Here is a 16,976-nt window from a genome sequence, read left to right on the forward strand (position 1 = left end):
CGTTGCGTGGGAGCGGGCTTGCCCCGCGATTGCGTTGGCTCAGGCAAAGCAAAAACCCCTTTTGCATCGCACGGATTGCCTGTAGCCTTCGCCGTCCGATAATAGTCCGCGCCCACAGAAGGGGCCGCGAAGGCCCGCCATGCAGGCCGTCCGGCACCATTAGCCGATCTGTCAGGGCCGGGTGATACACTCGACTGACGCGCGCACGCGCCCCGCAGGTCCAGCGATCATGACCCAGATTTCCGAACGCCTGTTGGTTCAGGCCCACCTCGATGCCAAGCAGCCCAACCCGCTGACGCCCGCGCAAGAGGCCGAATACCGTGCGGCCATCGCCGCTGAGCTTAAGCAGCAGAACGCCGTGCTGGTCGCCCACTACTATTGCGACCCGGTGATCCAGGCCCTGGCCGAGGAAACCGGTGGTTGCGTGTCCGACTCGCTGGAAATGGCCCGCTTCGGCAAGAACCACCCAGCAGAAACGGTGATCGTGGCCGGGGTGCGCTTCATGGGTGAGACGGCCAAGATCCTCACCCCGGAAAAGCGCGTGCTGATGCCCACGCTGGAAGCCACCTGCTCGCTCGACCTGGGCTGCCCGGTCAAGGAGTTCTCGGACTTCTGCGACCAGCACCCGGAGCGTACCGTGGTGGTCTACGCCAACACCTCCGCTGCGGTGAAGGCGCGGGCCGATTGGGTGGTGACCTCCAGTTGCGCGCTGGAAATCGTCGAAAGCCTGATGGACAACGGCGAGACCATCATCTGGGGCCCGGACCAGCACCTGGGCCGCTACATCCAGAAGCAGACCGGGGCCGACATGCTGCTGTGGGATGGCGCCTGTATCGTGCACGAAGAATTCAAGTCGCGTCAGTTGGCCGACATGAAAGCGCTGTACCCGGACGCGGCGATCCTGGTGCACCCGGAGTCGCCGGAGGCGGTGATCGAGCTGGCCGACGCCGTGGGCTCCACCAGCCAATTGATCAAGGCCGCGCAGACCCTGCCGAACAAGACCTTCATCGTCGCCACCGACCGCGGCATCTTCTACAAGATGCAGCAGCTGTGCCCGGACAAGGAATTCGTCGAAGCCCCCACCGCCGGTAACGGCGCGGCCTGCCGCAGCTGCGCGCACTGCCCGTGGATGGCCATGAACACCCTGGAGCGGGTGCTGGATTGCCTGCGTACCGGCAGCAACGAAATCTTCGTCGAGCCGGCGCTGATCCCCAAGGCGATCAAGCCGCTGAACCGCATGCTCGATTTCACCCAGGCGGCGCGGTTGAAGTTGTCGGGCAACGCCTGACTTGCTTGCACGGGCCTAGTAGGAGCGGCCTTGTGTCGCCAAAGGGCCGCAAGGCGGCCCCCGCGATTGCGGGTTAGATGCGCGGATCTTGGGGCCGCTGCGCGCCCCTTTCGCGACACAAGGCCGCTCCTACAGGTATCGAATAACCTTCAGGCCTGCACTGGCCCTGTAGGAGGCGGCTTACCGGCGGTTGGTGCTAACGCCCCATCATGTCCTTGACCATGCGCTGCTGCTCCATCACTTCACGCTGGCGCTGGTCGATCTGCGAGGCCAGCGGGAAGTTGCTGCCGGCGCGGCGCTTGGCGTAGTCGAGCTGCTGGATCGCCTGGTCGAAGTCACCCACCAATGTGAAGTACTCGGCGCGGGCGCGGTGCAGGCCGATGGTGTTGCCCGACAGGCCGCGCACTTCGGCCACGTCGTACCACACGTCCGGATCGTCCGGGCGGTTCTTCACCAGGTCATCCAGCACTTTCTCCGCTTCGGCCGGCTTGCCTTGCTTGACCAGCAGGTCGGCGCGTACTTGCTTGAGCGGGTAGTTGCCCGGGTACAGCCCTTGCAGGCGCGTGGCGCGCTGCTGGGCGTCGGCCAGGCGATTGTTGGTGATGTCCAGGTCGATCTGCGCCAGGTTGTACGTGATGTCGTTGGGCGCCTTGGCCAGCAGAGGCTTGAGGTTTTCCCGTGCTTCGTTGAGCTGGCCGCCCTTGATCAGCGCGAGTGCGAGCCCGTAGCGCGCAGCATCCAGGTTTGGGTTTTCGTCAAGCTGGGCGCGGAAGCGCTTGGCGGCCAGGCCCGGGGTGCCTTCGTAGGTGAGGGCGACGCGGGCGCGGATCAGCTGGTAGCGCTGGCTGTCCTCGACACCGCCCTTGGGGGCCTGCTCGGCGCGGTTGCGGGTGTCGGCGATACGCGATTCGGTGACCGGGTGGGTCAGCAGGAATTCCGGGGGTTTGGCGTCATAGCGGTACTGGCGGGCCAGGCGCTCGAACATCGATGGCATGTTGCGCGGGTCGTAGCCGGCCTTTTCCAGGTTGAGGATGCCGATGCGGTCGGCTTCCTGTTCGTTTTGCCGGGAGAAGCGCCGCTGCTCCTGGATCGCCGCAGCCTGGGTGCCGGCGATCAGGCCGATGCCGGCATCGCCGCCGCCACCTGCGGCCAGCACGATACCGGCCAGCAGCGCGGCCATCATGGGCAGTTGCATGCGCTGCTGGGCCTCGACGCCACGGGCGAAGTGGCGTTGCGACAAGTGCGCCAGTTCGTGGGCCAGCACCGAGGCGTACTCGCCTTCGGTCTGTGCGTTGAGGAACAGCCCGCCATTGACCCCGACGATCCCGCCCGGGGCAGCGAAGGCGTTGAGCTCGCGGCTGTCGATGAGGATGAATTCCAGGCGCCGGTCCTGCAGCTGGCTGGTTTCGGCCAGCTTGTACACGCTGGTCTCTACATAGTCCTTGAGCTGCGGGTCGTTCAACTGGTTGACTTGGCCACGCAGCAGGCTCAGCCAGGCGCGGCCGAGCTGGTGCTCCTGTTGCGGCGAAACGATCGCGGAACTGGCATCGCCCAGTGATGGCAGGTCATCGGCGTGGCCGGGGAGGGCCATCAGGCAGGCCAGTGCCAGCAGGGTGGGGCGCAGTAGATTCATGCACGAGCTCGTGTCGGTCAAAAGCCTTACTGTAGCCGGGTCGCGCGAAGCCGACCAGTGGCGCTATCCTAGCGGGCTTCCCCGCACCGCCCCGGAGGCGAACCCGATGAGTGACACCCCGACCTGCGACGCCGAACTCGACGCCAGCGGGCTGAACTGCCCGCTGCCACTGCTCAAGGCCAAGATGGAGCTCAACCGCCTGGCCAGTGGCGCGGTGCTCAAGGTGATCGCCACCGACGCCGGTTCACAGCGCGACTTCCGCACTTTTGCCCGGCTGGCCGGTCATACGCTGCTGCGCGAAACGGCCGAGGCCGGGGTGTACACCTACTGGTTGCGCAAGGCCTGAGTCTTTCTTTCAAGGATCGTCAATGTTCAAAGTGCTACGCGACTGGATGCAGCGCTACTTCTCCGACGAGGAGGCGGTGGTGCTGGCGGTCCTGCTGTTCCTGGCCTTCACCGTAGTGCTGACGCTGGGCGGCATGCTCGCGCCGGTGCTGGCGGGCATGGTCCTGGCGTTCCTGATGCAGGGGCTGGTCAATGCCCTGGAAAAATTGAAGGTGCCGTCCCACCTGGCGGTGTGGCTGGTGTTCGCCCTGTTCATGGGGGCGCTGGCGGTGTTCATGCTGGTGCTGGTGCCGTTGCTCTGGCATCAGCTGATCACGCTGTTCAACGAGCTGCCGGGGATGCTGGGTAAGTGGCAGTCGCTGTTGTTGCTGCTGCCCGAGCGCTACCCGCACCTGGTGTCGGACGAGCAGGTGCTGCGCGCCATCGAGTCGGTGCGCGGCGAGATCGGCAAGTTCGGCCAGTGGGCGCTGACCTTCTCGCTGTCGAGCCTGCCGCTGCTGGTCAACGCCATGATCTACCTGGTGCTGGTGCCGATCCTGGTGTTCTTCTTCCTCAAGGACCGCGAGCTGATCGGCCGCTGGGTCAGTGGCTACCTGCCGCGCGAGCGCAACCTGCTCAACCGGGTGGGGGACGAGATGAACCGGCAGATCGCCAACTACATTCGCGGCAAGGGCATCGAGATCCTGATCTGCGGGATCGCCACCTACATCGCCTTCATCAGCCTGGGGCTCAACTACGCCGCCTTGCTGGCGCTGCTGGTGGGCTTGTCGGTGGTGGTGCCTTACGTCGGGGCGGTGGTGGTAACCGTACCGGTCACGTTGATCGCACTGTTCCAATGGGGGTGGGGCGACCAGTTCATCTACCTGATGGCGGTGTACGCGATCATCCAGGCGCTCGACGGCAACGTGCTGGTGCCGCTGCTGTTCTCCGAGGCGGTGAGCTTGCACCCGGTGGCGATCATCTGCGCGGTGCTGCTGTTTGGTGGGTTGTGGGGGTTCTGGGGGATCTTCTTCGCCATCCCGCTGGCGACGCTGTTCAAGGCCGTGCTCGATGCCTGGCCGCGGCAGGAGGTATCGGTCGCGCCGATGCTGTAATTGCTGGGGCTGCTTTGCAGCCCTTTCGCGGCACAAGGCCGCTCCTACAGGGGATCGCGTGGTCCTGTAGGAGCAGCCTTGTGCCGCGAAAGGGGCCCCTGCGATCTCAAGCCTTGTTCAAGGCCTGTGCCGCCGCCAGCACCGCATCCACATGCCCTGGCACCTTCACCCCACGCCATTCCTGGCGCAGCACACCGTCCTTGTCGATCAGGAAGGTGCTGCGGTCCACGCCCAGGTATTCCTTGCCGTACAGCTTCTTCAGCTTGATCACGTCGAACAGCTGGCACAGCGCCTCGTCCTTGTCGCTGATCAGCTCGAAGGGGAAGCCTTGCTTGGCCTTGAAGTTCTCATGCGACTTGAGGCCATCGCGCGACACGCCGAACACCACGGTGTTGGCGGCCTGGAATGCCGCATGCTGGTCACGGAAACCCTGGCCTTCGGTGGTGCAGCCCGGGGTGCTGTCCTTGGGGTAGAAGTACAGCACCACCTGCTGGCCCTTCAGCCCCGCGAGGCTGACGGCCTGGCCGCTGGTGGCCTGGGCCTGGAAGTCGGCGACGGGTTGGTCGAGTGCTACGGCCATGGAATGCTTCCTTACACGGGGTTCTGTGGGCGCCACGGTTCGATCAGCGCATCGAGGTTGAGCGCGTCGGCGAAGTCGAGGAACTGGTCGCGCAGCCAGCTGATCTGGGTGCCGGCCGGCAGGATCACGGTGAACTGGGCGTTGAGCATGCTGCTGCCGGTCTGCGGGGCGAGGTAGGTGTCGCAGGTCATCGCATCCAGCTCGACGCGGTGGTCGAGGAAGAACTGGCACAGCTCGTTGATGATGTCCGGGCGATAGGCGGCGCTGACATAAGCCACATAAGGCAGGGCCTGCGGGCGCACTTCCTGCTCGGCGCTGCGCACCACGTCCAGGGTCAGGCCGTGTTTCTTGGCCAGGCCCGGCAGCGTGGTTTCGAGGCGGGCCAGGGCATCCCAGCTACCGCCGACCTGCAGCACCAGGGCGCTGGTTTCGCCGTGGCGGCTCAGGCGCGAGGTGATCACCGCGCAGCGGTTTTCGAAAGCTGCGCGGCTCAGAACATTGGCCAGTTCCATGGGGTTGGGCCCCAGGGCGCTGATGACGAGGAATTGTTCGCGAACGGTGGGGGTGGACATGCAGCATTCCTAAAGCGATGAGCGGTCGGTACAGGACGGGGGCAAGCCTGCGGTTTGCGCCAGCTCACAGCCGTGGTTTGGCGGCGGTGAGCACAGGCCGGGAGCACTGTCGACGGCCCGGCGGGCCGCGCTGTACCGATCAAAGGATCAAGGGTAGCGAAAAGCGGCGCGAAGGGGAATGCTCCGCCCGCCTGCTTCGCTTGTGCAAGGCCGATGCCCCCAGTACCATTACCGCTCTCTTTTTCCGGCAGGAGCAGTTACATGATTGCGGGCAGTATGGTGGCATTGGTCACTCCCATGGATGCACAAGGGCGTCTTGACTGGGACAGCCTCGACAAACTTGTAGACTTCCACCTGGAAAATGGCACCCACGCGATCGTCGCTGTCGGCACCACCGGTGAATCCGCCACCCTCGACGTCGAAGAACACATCCTGGTCATCAAGCACGTCGTCGAGCGCGTCAAGCACAGCAAGAAGCGCATTCCGGTCATTGCCGGTACCGGTGCCAACTCCACCGCCGAAGCCGTCCACCTCACGCAGAATGCCAAGAATGCCGGCGCCGATGCCTGCCTGCTGGTAGTCCCCTACTACAACAAGCCAACGCAAGAAGGTTTGTACCAGCACTTCAAGCACATCGCCGAAGCCGTCGACATCCCGCAGATCCTGTACAACGTACCCGGCCGCACCTCCTGCGACATGCAGGCCGACACCGTGATCCGCCTGTCGAACGTGAAGAACATCATCGGCATCAAGGAAGCCACCGGCGACCTGGTGCGCGCCAAGCAGATCATCGACGGCGTCGACAAGGATTTCATCGTCCTGTCCGGCGATGATCCGACCGCCGTCGAGCTGATCCTGATGGGCGGCAAAGGCAACATCTCGGTCACCGCCAACGTCGCCCCGCGCGCGATGGCCGACCTGTGCGAGGCCGCCCTTGAGGGCAATGCCGAGAAGGCCCGCGCGATCAACGAAAAACTCATGCCGCTGCACAAAGACCTGTTCTGCGAAGCCAACCCGATCCCGGTGAAATGGGCGCTCGTCGAAATGGGCCTGATGCAGCAGGGCATCCGCCTGCCACTGACCTGGCTGAGCGAAGGTTGTCACGAAAAAGTCCGTACTGCCTTGCGCCAGTCCGGCGTACTGGTTTGAACGAGGAAGTACACCGCATGAAGCGACTGGCTGGTCTTTCCACCCTTGCCCTGATCATCTCCAGCACCAGCGGTTGCGGTTGGCTGTGGGGCGAGGATGGCTATTTCCGCGACCGTGGCAGCGACTACCTGCAGGCGCACCCTACCGCGCCGATGCAGCTGCCGCCGGACGCGGCCAACGTCAAGCGCATGGATCCGCTGCTGCCGATCCCGCGTAACGTCGCCGACGATCGCGCCACCGGCGAGTTCGAGGTGCCGCGCCCGCAACCGTTGTCGGCCAGCGCCGACATCAGCGATTTCAGCCTGCAACGCAGCGGCAGCAGCCGTTGGGTGTTGGCCCAGCGTGCACCCGCCGAAGTCTGGCCGGTGACTCGCCAGTTCTTCGAGGACAACGGCTTCCGCATCGCCGAAGAACGCCCGCAGACCGGTGAGTTCAACACCACCTGGCAGCGTTTCGACGAGTTGTCGGCATCCCTTGGCCAACGCCTGGCCAGCGCCTCCAGCAGCCCGGACAGCGAAGTGCGCGTGCGTGTGCGCATGGAGCCTGGCGTGCAGCGCAACACCTCGGAAGTGTACGTGGTCAGCGTCGAGCGCCCGGCCGGCAGCAGCGCCGAACCGGACTTCCCGGCGACTTCGAGCAACACCGGCGCCGATGCGCTGCTGGTCGACGAGATGCTCGCCAGCATGAACCGCAACGCCGAGAAGGGCGGTTCGGTGTCGCTGCTGGCCGCGCGTGACTTCGACGCACCGAGCCAGGTCAGCCTCACCGAGGACGGCAGTGGCAACCCGGTGCTGTACCTCGGTTCCGACCTCGACCGCGCCTGGTCTGGCGTCGGCCGCGCCCTGGAGCAGGGCGAGTGGCGTGTGGAAGATATCAACCGCAGCCTGGGCCTGTACTACATCAACCTGTCCGAGAAGCCCGACGACAAGCAGAAGGAGCCTGGCTTCTTCAGCCGCCTGTTCGGCAGCGAAGCGACCAAGGAAGAGCGTGAAGCCCGCGCCGAGCGTTACCAGGTACGCCTGAGCAAGGTGGGTGACAACGTCCAGGTAACCGTCGAGAAGAACATCAACACCGTGGCCCCGGCCGATGTGGCCCGCCGCGTGCTGAGCGCGATCCAGGACCGCCTGGGCTAAGTGCGCTTCGCGGTTCTTGGAAGCGGTAGCCAGGGAAACGGCACGCTGATCGCCAGCGGTGACTCGTTGATCCTGGTCGACTGCGGCTTTTCGCTACGAGAGACCGAGCGGCGCCTGGCGCTGCTCGGGGTGTCGGCCACGCAGCTGAGCGCGGTGCTGGTGACCCACGAACATGCCGACCACGTGCATGGGGTGGGGTTGCTGTCGCGCCGCTACAATGTACCGGTCTACATGAGCCAGGGCACTTTGCGTGGCCTGCGCAAGCCGGTGGAAGTGGCCGGTTTTCTCGGTTGTGGCGATGTGCTGCAGGTTGGTGAGCTGCAGGTCAGCGCTGCACGGGTCGAGCATGACGCTTACGAGCCGCTGCAATACGTGATCAGCGACGGCCGCCGGCGTTTCGGCATGCTGACCGACCTGGGCAGCTACGACATGCACCTGCTGGAGCGTTACCAGGGCCTCGACGCCTTGCTGATCGAGGCCAATCACTGCCGTGACCTGCTGGCGCGCGGGCATTACCCGCAGTTCCTCAAGCGACGGGTCGGCGGCAGCCAAGGACATCTGAACAACCACCAGGCCGCGAGCCTGGTGGCCGAGCTGGGTTGGCAGAACCTACAGCACCTGGTGCTGGCCCACCTCAGCAGCAAGAACAACCTGCCACATCTGGCCCGCCAGTGCTTCGTCGACGCCCTCGGGTGCGACCCGGACTGGCTCCAGGTGGCTAATCAAGACCATGGGCTCGACTGGCGCCTGATCGCCTAGCCCACCTACTCAAGCAAGCGGAGCCCATCATGGAAAAACGCGACGAACTCTACCGCGGCAAGGCCAAATCGGTATTCAAGACCGACGACGCCGACCGCTTGATCCTGCTGTTCCGCAACGACACCTCGGCGTTCGACGGCAAGCGCATCGAGCAGTTGGACCGCAAGGGCATGGTGAACAACAAGTTCAACGCCTTCATCATGCAGAAGCTCGAAGAAGCCGGCGTGCCGACCCAGTTCGACAAGCTGCTGGGCGACAACGAGTGCCTGGTGAAGAAGCTCGACATGATCCCGGTCGAGTGCGTGGTGCGTAACTACGCCGCCGGCAGCCTGGTCAAGCGCCTGGGCGTGGAAGAGGGCATCAAGCTCGAACCGTCGACCTTCGAGCTGTTCCTGAAGAACGACGAGAAGGGCGACCCCTTCATCAACGAATCCCACGTCGTCGCCTTCGGCTGGGGCACCGCCGAGCAACTGGTCGAGATGAAGAAGCTGTCGCTGAAGGTCAACGAAGTGCTGAGCAAGCTGTTCGACGACGCAGGCCTGCTGCTGGTCGACTTCAAGCTGGAGTTCGGCGTGTTCCACGGCCAGATCGTCCTGGGTGACGAGTTCAGCCCGGATGGTTGCCGCCTGTGGGACAAAGAAACCCGCAAGAAGATGGACAAGGACCGCTTCCGCCAGGGCCTGGGCGACGTGATCGAAGCCTACGAAGAAGTTGCCAAGCGCCTGGGCGTGCCGCTGTAACCGGCGCGTTCACGCAAGCGCCTGATACCACGCGAATTTTTTTCAAAAAAGATTTGCCAGAAACGAAAACGCTGGTATGATGCGCGCCATTGGAGAGATGCCGGAGTGGTCGAACGGGACGGATTCGAAATCCGTTGTACTGGCAACAGTACCTAGGGTTCAAATCCCTATCTCTCCGCCATACATGAGAAAGCCCCGAGATTAACGTCTCGGGGCTTTTTTCATTTGTGCGGTGCTGTTTAGGCGAAGCGCTTGCGCTGGAAGGTGGCGGTTCGTTGCGCCTTGCGTGTGCAGTGAAGGACAGAGGCTAGTGCACAGCCAATTCGGAAATGGACAACGAGTAGTCGGAAGCTGTCAGTTTCCCTGTCGGCAAAATGCTCCCGTTTTCAATCGGTGGCATGCAGTAATTGCACGCGGATCACCAAGTTCTGAAATCGACGCTTATGTTCGAAACTGCTGCAATTCGAGGCGGTTCGGGGATAAATATGATCTTCATCCGGCCTACTTGAACAGCATGTAGATTGTGCTTGGGAGCACCGATCTAATAAGCGGGCAAGCACGAAATCAAATGGCTGAGTATTCGCGCTTGATCTCGCTCCCGCGCATTGCCATGCCCGAAGGTTGTAGCTTGCCGCAAGTCCGATCGCAGCTGGGGTGGGCGCGGACCAGATACGAAAATACACAGGGATTGCTAAATATTCTTGCGCCCGTGCCGATAACCGCCTCTTGGGTTGATTTTTAGTTGACGTCAAGCATCTTACTTAATTGCTCATGCCATTAGTGCAGATGTACTAACACGCTTTGATTAGATGAACTTTTCCCGTATGATCCGCCGGCCATCAGAATGATGGCGGATCATGGACTAAAGGATTTTCTAGATGAAAAAGCTGATCAAAGCTACTGTTGCTGTTGCTCTCGTTTCGGGCGTTGCCCTGCTGTCCGGCTGCACCGGCCAGGTCTACAACCAGCCTAAGAACTGCTCGTACGACTACCTGTTCCACCCATCGGTTTCCATCTCCAAGATCATCGGCGGCTGCGGCGCGATCGATAAGCTGCCTCAGCAGCAGTAATCTTGGTAGTACCCCGATCGGGTCATTGATGACCCGATCCAAGACCCCCGGCCATGGATGTGGCCGGGGGTTTTTGTTTTGTGGACATTGATTCGAGCACAGGGCCATGCCAGGGGCGTGGCGGCTTGTCGCGTGGCAACCCGCCGCCTTGCGTCTGGCCGCGCAATTTGTTTGTGCTGGCAATTCATATACAATCCGTAAATCGTTTCAGCCTTGTCGGTCAATCCGACCAAAGGCTGGCGCGTCCAATGCTCTCTGGCTGCTGAACAATGATCACAACAAGCCTGCGCTGAAGAACATGGAACCCTTGGGCCAGCCACAGGCCCACCCTCCGTTCTACACACTGGGATTGATCAATGTTCAAGAAAGCTGGCAAGACCTTGCTGGGTCTGGCTGTTGCGGCGAGCTTCATGCAAGCGCACGCCGAAGACACCAAGAAAGTCGACGTGCTGCTGGTCGGCGGCGGCATCATGAGTTCCACCCTCGCGGTCTGGCTCAACGAGCTGGAACCGAGTTGGTCGATGGAAATGGTCGAGCGCCTGGACGGCGTCGCCGAAGAAAGCTCCAACGGCTGGAACAACGCCGGTACCGGCCACTCCGCGCTGGCCGAGCTGAACTACACCCCGGAAGACAAAGACGGCAACGTCAACATCACCAAGGCCATCGAGATCAACGAGTCGTTCCAGATCTCCCGCCAGTTCTGGGCCTGGCAGGTTCGCCAGGGCGTGCTCAAGAACCCGCACTCGTTCATCAACACCACCCCGCACATGAGCTTCGTCTGGGGCGATGACAACATCAAGTTCCTGAAGAAGCGCTACGACGCCCTGCAGGCCAGCCCGCTGTTCCGCCCGATGCAGTACTCCGAGGACCACGCGCAGATCGCCAAGTGGGTCCCGCTGATGATGGAAGGGCGTGACCCCAACCAGAAACTGGCCGTGACCTGGACGCCGATCGGCACCGACGTGAACTTCGGTGAGATCACCCGCCAGTTCGTCGGCCACCTGCAGACCAAACAGAACTTCGACCTGAAGCTCTCCAGCGAAGTGCAGGACATCACCCGCAACGAAGACGGCTCCTGGCACGTCGAGTACAAGAACCTGAAGGATGGCACCAAGCACGCCACCGACGCCAAGTTCCTGTTCATCGGTGCCGGCGGCGGCGCGCTGAAGCTGCTGCAGAAGTCGGGCATCCCCGAGGCCAAGGAATACGCAGGCTTCCCGGTGGGTGGTTCGTTCCTGGTCACCGAGAACCCGACCGTCGCCATGCAGCACATGGCCAAGGCCTACGGCATCGCCTCCACCGGTGCACCACCCATGTCGGTACCGCACCTGGATACCCGCGTGCTCGACGGCAAGCGCGTGATCCTGTTCGGGCCATTCGCCACCTTCTCGACCAAGTTCCTGAAGAATGGCTCGTACCTGGACCTGCTGAGCAGCGCCACCACCCACAACGTCTGGCCTATGGCCCGCGTCGGTATCGACCAGTACCCGCTGGTGGAGTACCTCGCCGGCCAGCTGATGCAGTCCGACGACGACCGCTTCGCAGCCCTGCAGACCTACTTCCCGAACGCCAAGAAGGAAGACTGGAAGCTGTGGCAGGCTGGTCAGCGCGTGCAGATCATCAAGCGTGACGAAGAGAAGGGCGGCGTGCTGAAGCTGGGCACCGAAGTGGTGGCCTCGCAAGACCGCACCATCGCCGGCCTGCTGGGTGCCTCGCCAGGCGCCTCGACCGCCGCGCCGATCATGCTCAATGTGCTGCAGACGGTGTTCAAGGAAAAGGTTGCTACCCCAGAGTGGCAGGCCAAGATCAAGGAGATCGTCCCAAGCTACGGCACCAAGCTGAACGATTCGGCGGCGGCCACCCAGAAAGAGTGGGACTACACCGCTGAGGTGCTGCAGCTGGAGAAGCCACCCGTGATCGACCAGAGCGTCAGCACCCGCGTTGCGCCAGCCGCACCGGTCGAGAGCAAGCCTGCGAACGACATGGCGCTGTAAGGCCTGACTGCTTGCCGGGCGTGCCCGGCAACACCAACCACGAGCGTCGCCCCTGGCGGCCTCGTGGTTTTTTTGTGCCTGCAGGTCAGTACGCCGGATATTGTGGGAGCGGGCTTGACCCGCGATCGCGTCGATACAGCTAGCGGTGTTTATGTCTCATGGCGAAATCGCGGCGCAAGCCCGCTCCCACGCATCGTGTATCAGCGCTGCCCGAGAATGCTGCCCAGCAGCCCAGGGAAACGCCCTTCGAGTTCGTCGCTGCGCAGCGAATTCATGTGCGTGGTGCCCACGTTGCGGGTAAACACCAGCCCCGCCTCGCGCAGCACGCGGAAGTGATGGGACATGCTCGACTTCGGCCGCCCGCCGTCCAGTTCGCCGCAGCTGGCCTCGGCCACGCCGGCCAGGTGGCGGACGATCTCCATGCGCACGGGGTCGCTCAGCGCGTAGAGCAGGCGCTCCAGGGTGAGGTTGTCGGGGGAGGGGTGGGTATAGGTTCGCATGGCGACATGATAACGGGGGTTTCACAAATTGCCATAGTTCGAATATGATCGAACAATCGTAAGTTAACGCACCCCGGAGTTCCGTCATGGCCGCATTGTTCGAACCCTACACCCTCAAGGACGTCACCCTGCGCAACCGCATCGCCATCCCGCCGATGTGCCAGTACATGGCCGAGGACGGCATGATCAACGACTGGCACCACGTGCACCTGGCCGGCCTGGCCCGTGGCGGCGCCGGGCTGCTGGTGGTCGAGGCCACCGCGGTATCGCCGGAAGGGCGCATCACCCCCGGTTGCGCCGGGATCTGGAGCGACGCCCATGCCCAGGCCTTCGTGCCAGTGGTGCAGGCGATCAAGGCCGCTGGTGCCGTACCAGGCATCCAGATCGCCCATGCCGGGCGCAAGGCCAGCGCCAACCGCCCGTGGGAAGGCGATGACCATATCGCGGCCGACGATGCCCGTGGCTGGGACACCATTGCCCCGTCCGCCATCGCCTTTGGCGCCCACCTGCCAAAAGTGCCCAAGGCCATGACCCTGGACGACATCGCCCGGGTCAAGCAGGACTTCGTCGACGCCGCCCGCCGCGCGCGCGATGCCGGTTTTGAGTGGATCGAGCTGCACTTCGCCCACGGCTACCTGGGCCAGAGCTTCTTCTCCGAGCATTCCAACCAGCGTACCGACGCCTACGGCGGCAGCTTCGACAACCGCAGCCGTTTCCTCCTCGAGACCTTGGCCGCGGTGCGTGAGGTATGGCCCGAGCACCTGCCGCTGACCGCACGCTTCGGTGTGCTGGAGTATGACGGGCGTGACGAGCAGACCTTGCAGGAATCCATCGAACTAGCTCGTCGCTTCAAGGCCGGTGGCCTGGACCTGTTGAGTGTCAGCGTCGGTTTCACCATCCCCGAGACCAACATTCCCTGGGGCCCGGCGTTCATGGGGTCGATTGCCGAGCGCGTGCGTCGCGAGGCGAAACTGCCGGTGACCTCGGCCTGGGGCTTTGGTACGCCGGAGCTGGCCGAAGGCGCCTTGCAAGCCAATCAGCTCGACCTGGTGTCGGTGGGGCGCGCGCACCTGGCGGACCCGCACTGGCCGTATGCTGCGGCCAAGGCGCTGGGTGTGGACAAGGCGTCGTGGACGTTGCCAGCGCCTTACGCGCACTGGCTCGAGCGTTATCGCTGAGATTGCAAGGGGCTGCTGCGCAGCCCCTTTCGCAGGTAAACCCAAGGGCAACGCAGAACCTGTGGGAGCGGGTTTACCCGCGAATGGGCCGCACAGCGGCCCCTCTGTATCAAAACCTATCCAGCCTGTAAGCCGCAGGCGTGTCCCCACCTGTGGCGAACCCGGCCACCCACTCCGCCGTCACCGCCGCCTGGGTCAACCCCAGGTGCTGGTGCCCGAACGCCAATAGCACCCTGCCGTCCGCCACTTGGTCGATCACCGGCAGCGAATCCGGCAACGACGGCCTGAAGCCCATCCACGGCGTCGCCCCCTCGGCATCCAGTTCACGCTGGAACAGTCCCTCGCTCAACCGATGCAACTGCCTGGCCCGCTGCATGTTCGGTGCCGCGTCCAGCCCGGCGAACTCCACCGTGCCGGCCAGGCGCAAACCGCCGGCCATGGGCGTCATGATGAACTTGCGTTCCAGCGAGGTGACGGCGAACGGCAGCCGCTCATGCTCATTGGGCAACATCAGGTGGTAGCCGCGTTCGGTGTCCAGTGGCACGCGCTTGCCGGTCAAGGCGTGCACCAGCTTCGCCGAATGCGCACCGCAGGCGATCAGCACTTGGCGAGCCGGCAACTCACCCTGGTCACTGTGCAGGGTGACGCCGTTGGCATGTAGTTGGCCGCCGCTCACCTGCCGCTTGGCGAACCGCACACCTGCCGTCTGGGCGGCGTCGAACAAGGCACAAACGACTCGGTAGGGGTCGATGAAGTGACCGGTACGCGGGAAGAACAGCCCCCCTTGTATCGTACGGCTCAACTGCGGCGCCGCGTCGCGGACCTGCTGCGCCGACCAGGCCTGCACCGCCACCGCCTGCTGGCGCATGCGTGCCTGCAAGGCCTCGAGCAGTGGGCGAGACTCAGGGCGTTCAAACATCAGCAGCGAGCCGTCCTCCCTGAACAGATCACTGCCTCCGATGGAGCCCAGCAGCCGCTGCCAGGCGCCGAGGCTGCCCTCGTTCAACGCGCGGATACCGGCCACGCTGCGCTGGAATGGCGCCGGGCGCAGGTTGAGCAGCAGGCGAGTGAACCAGGGCAATGCCTTGGGCAGGTACTTCCAGTCCAGGCGCAGCGGGCCCATCGGGTCCAGCAGCATGCCCGGCAGGCGCTTGAGAATCGACAGGTCGGCAATGGGGAATACCTGCTCGGTGGCTAGGTGCCCGGCATTGCCCCAGGACGCGCCGTGGCCGGGTGCCTGGCAGTCGATCAGCAGCACTCGGCGGCCCTGGCGGGCCAGTTGCAAGGCACAGGCGACGCCGACGATGCCAGCGCCGACCACGGCGATGTCAGTTTCAGTGGCGGTCATCGCTCAGCCTTCCCGCTGGCCGTCGAGCAGCCGCCGCAAGCCCAGCGGGTTGCCGTGCTGCAGGGCCTGCGGCAGCAGTGCCTCGGGGAAGTCCTGGTAGCACACCGGCCGCAGGAAACGCAGGATCGCCGCAGTACCCACCGAGGTGCTGCGGGCATCCGAGGTGGCCGGGAACGGCCCGCCGTGGACCATCGCATCGCACACCTCCACACCGGTCGGCCAGCCGTTGACCAGCAGCCGCCCGGCCTTGCGTTCCAGCACTGGCAGCAGCCGGCGGGCGCTGTCGAGGTCGGCTTCATCCAGATGCAGGGTGGCGGTCAGTTGGCCCTCCAGGTGCTCGGCGATCTCGCCGATCTGCTCGTCACTGTCGCAGGCCACCACCAGCGAGGCGGCGCCGAACACTTCGGTTTGCAGGGCTGGGTCCGACAGGAACGCCTGAGCCGAGGTGACGAACAACTGCGTCTGGCACTGGCTCGGGCCCTGGGCGGGCAAGCCACTGGCGGCAGTCTGGGTGTTGTGGTTATCGCCAAGCGCCGCTACACCCTTGGCGTAGGTACTGGCGATACCGGGTGTGAGCATGGTCTGCGCCACTGCCTGGTGCAGGTGTGCGCTGGCGGCGGCGATAAAGCGCTCCAGCGCCGGCCCCTGGCGGGCGATCACCAGGCCGGGGTTGGTGCAGAATTGGCCGGCGCCTTGGGTCAACGAAGCAACGAACCCGTGCGCCAGGGCGTCGCCCCGGGCTTGCAGCGCGGCGTCGAACAGCAGCACCGGGTTGATCGAGCTCATCTCGGCATACACCGGGATCGGTTCCGGCCGCGCCTGGGCCGCCTGGCACAAGGCGATACCGCCGCTGCGCGAACCGGTGAAACCGACGGCCTTGATGCGTGGGTCGCTGACCAGGCCGATGCCCACTTCGCGGCCTGCGCCGTACAGCAGCGAGAACACCCCTGCGGGCAGTTCGCACTGCTGCACCGCCCGTGCCACCGCCTGGCCGACCAGCTCGCTGGTGCCCGGGTGGGCACCGTGGGCCTTGACCACCACCGGGCAGCCGGCGGCCAGGGCCGAGGCGGTATCGCCGCCGGCCACCGAGAAGGCCAGGGGGAAGTTGCTGGCGCCGAACACCGCCACCGGGCCCAGGGCTACCTGGCGCTGACGCAAGTCCGGGCGCGGCAGGGGTTGGCGCTCGGGCAGGGCGTTGTCCACACGCAGGTCCAGCCACTCGCCGGCGCGTACCACCCGGGCGAAGGTGCGCAGCTGGGTGCAGGTGCGGCCGCGTTCGCCCAGCAGGCGTGGCTTGGGCAGGCCGGTTTCGGCATGGGCGCGGTCGATCAGTTCATCGCCCAGGGCTTCGATCTGTTCGGCGATGGTGTCGAGAAAGCGTGCGCGCTGTTCAAGTGGCGTTTCGCGGTATTCATCGAACGCCGCCCAGGCCAGGGCACAGGCTTGGGCCACATGTTCGGCGCTGGCGCCGGGGTAGGGCGGAGCGAGCGGTGTGTCGGTGGCCGGGTTGATGGCGTGGATCGCGGCCTGGGTGCCGGTTACGGCGCGCTGGCCGATCAACAGGTTGCCTGTCAGGGTCATGGGGTGTCCTTG

Annotated in this window: 16 protein-coding genes and 1 tRNA gene; 11 read left to right on the top strand and 6 right to left on the bottom strand. The window is 64.3% G+C overall.

What is annotated here, in order from left to right; genetic code table 11:
• Nucleotides 1-229 precede the first annotated feature (229 nt).
• Complete coding sequence (gene nadA / locus IX761_RS14035) at nt 230-1,288, top strand: quinolinate synthase NadA (protein ID WP_194790168.1); 1,059 nt, start codon at nt 230-232, stop codon at nt 1,286-1,288.
• 196 nt (nt 1,289-1,484) lie between these two features.
• Here the strand turns inward: nadA and IX761_RS14040 are convergent, their stop codons facing one another.
• On the bottom strand, nt 1,485-2,921 hold the full coding sequence (locus tag IX761_RS14040; protein ID WP_194790169.1) for a M48 family metalloprotease: 1,437 nt from the start codon (nt 2,919-2,921) through the stop codon (nt 1,485-1,487).
• A 106-nt stretch (nt 2,922-3,027) separates the two neighbouring features.
• Between IX761_RS14040 and IX761_RS14045 the strand changes: the two genes are divergently transcribed.
• Complete coding sequence (locus IX761_RS14045) at nt 3,028-3,267, top strand: sulfurtransferase TusA family protein (protein WP_194790170.1); 240 nt, start codon at nt 3,028-3,030, stop codon at nt 3,265-3,267.
• 22 nt (nt 3,268-3,289) lie between these two features.
• Nucleotides 3,290-4,360, top strand: a complete 1,071-nt coding sequence (locus IX761_RS14050) for an AI-2E family transporter (protein ID WP_194790171.1) — start codon at nt 3,290-3,292, stop codon at nt 4,358-4,360.
• Between the two features lie 106 nt (nt 4,361-4,466).
• Here IX761_RS14050 and IX761_RS14055 read toward each other — a convergent pair whose 3' ends face one another.
• Both IX761_RS14055 and IX761_RS14060 read right to left on the bottom strand, forming a co-directional pair.
• The gene (locus IX761_RS14055) at nt 4,467-4,940 is read right to left on the bottom strand and encodes a peroxiredoxin (protein ID WP_194790172.1); all 474 of its coding nucleotides are present in this window, start codon (nt 4,938-4,940) and stop codon (nt 4,467-4,469) included.
• Between the two features lie 11 nt (nt 4,941-4,951).
• Nucleotides 4,952-5,512: a glycine cleavage system protein R gene (locus IX761_RS14060; protein WP_194790173.1), complete on the bottom strand. Its 561-nt coding sequence runs from the start codon at nt 5,510-5,512 to the stop codon at nt 4,952-4,954.
• Nucleotides 5,513-5,773: 261 nt separating this feature from the next.
• On the opposite strand from IX761_RS14060, the gene dapA reads away from it, so the two are divergent.
• The 7 genes from dapA to mqo all read left to right on the top strand — a co-directional run bounded on the left by dapA (nt 5,774) and on the right by mqo (nt 12,357).
• Entirely contained in the window at nt 5,774-6,661 is an 888-nt protein-coding gene (gene dapA / locus IX761_RS14065) for a 4-hydroxy-tetrahydrodipicolinate synthase (protein WP_194790174.1), read from the top strand.
• 17 nt (nt 6,662-6,678) lie between these two features.
• Nucleotides 6,679-7,794, top strand: coding sequence for an outer membrane protein assembly factor BamC (bamC, locus tag IX761_RS14070; protein WP_194790175.1), 1,116 nt, complete (start codon nt 6,679-6,681; stop codon nt 7,792-7,794).
• Nucleotides 7,795-8,553: an MBL fold metallo-hydrolase gene (locus IX761_RS14075; protein WP_194790176.1), complete on the top strand. Its 759-nt coding sequence runs from the start codon at nt 7,795-7,797 to the stop codon at nt 8,551-8,553.
• A 29-nt stretch (nt 8,554-8,582) separates the two neighbouring features.
• The gene (purC, locus tag IX761_RS14080) at nt 8,583-9,293 is read left to right on the top strand and encodes a phosphoribosylaminoimidazolesuccinocarboxamide synthase (RefSeq protein ID WP_012273747.1); all 711 of its coding nucleotides are present in this window, start codon (nt 8,583-8,585) and stop codon (nt 9,291-9,293) included.
• Nucleotides 9,294-9,384: 91 nt separating this feature from the next.
• Nucleotides 9,385-9,474 (top strand) — tRNA-Ser (locus IX761_RS14085).
• Between the two features lie 697 nt (nt 9,475-10,171).
• A complete protein-coding gene (locus IX761_RS14090) occupies nt 10,172-10,363 on the top strand; it encodes a YhfL family protein (RefSeq protein ID WP_194790177.1) in 192 nt (63 codons plus the stop codon).
• A 356-nt stretch (nt 10,364-10,719) separates the two neighbouring features.
• Nucleotides 10,720-12,357 (top strand): malate dehydrogenase (quinone), encoded by a 1,638-nt coding sequence (gene mqo / locus IX761_RS14095; RefSeq protein ID WP_194790178.1) that lies wholly within the window; start codon nt 10,720-10,722, stop codon nt 12,355-12,357.
• Between the two features lie 200 nt (nt 12,358-12,557).
• Here mqo and IX761_RS14100 read toward each other — a convergent pair whose 3' ends face one another.
• Nucleotides 12,558-12,857 (bottom strand): ArsR/SmtB family transcription factor, encoded by a 300-nt coding sequence (locus tag IX761_RS14100; RefSeq protein WP_194790179.1) that lies wholly within the window; start codon nt 12,855-12,857, stop codon nt 12,558-12,560.
• Between the two features lie 86 nt (nt 12,858-12,943).
• On the opposite strand from IX761_RS14100, the gene xenA reads away from it, so the two are divergent.
• Nucleotides 12,944-14,035, top strand: a complete 1,092-nt coding sequence (gene xenA / locus IX761_RS14105) for a xenobiotic reductase XenA (RefSeq protein ID WP_194790180.1) — start codon at nt 12,944-12,946, stop codon at nt 14,033-14,035.
• Nucleotides 14,036-14,144: 109 nt separating this feature from the next.
• On the opposite strand, the gene IX761_RS14110 is transcribed toward xenA, so the two are convergent.
• Both IX761_RS14110 and IX761_RS14115 read right to left on the bottom strand, forming a co-directional pair.
• Nucleotides 14,145-15,383, bottom strand: coding sequence for an NAD(P)/FAD-dependent oxidoreductase (locus IX761_RS14110; protein WP_194790181.1), 1,239 nt, complete (start codon nt 15,381-15,383; stop codon nt 14,145-14,147).
• A gap of 3 nt (nt 15,384-15,386) precedes the next feature.
• On the bottom strand, nt 15,387-16,964 hold the full coding sequence (locus IX761_RS14115) for an aldehyde dehydrogenase (NADP(+)) (protein WP_194790182.1): 1,578 nt from the start codon (nt 16,962-16,964) through the stop codon (nt 15,387-15,389).
• Nucleotides 16,965-16,976: the final 12 nt, after the last annotated feature.

The organism is Pseudomonas sp. UFMG81, from assembly GCF_015354575.1.
Taxonomy (GTDB): Bacteria; Pseudomonadota; Gammaproteobacteria; order Pseudomonadales; family Pseudomonadaceae; genus Aquipseudomonas.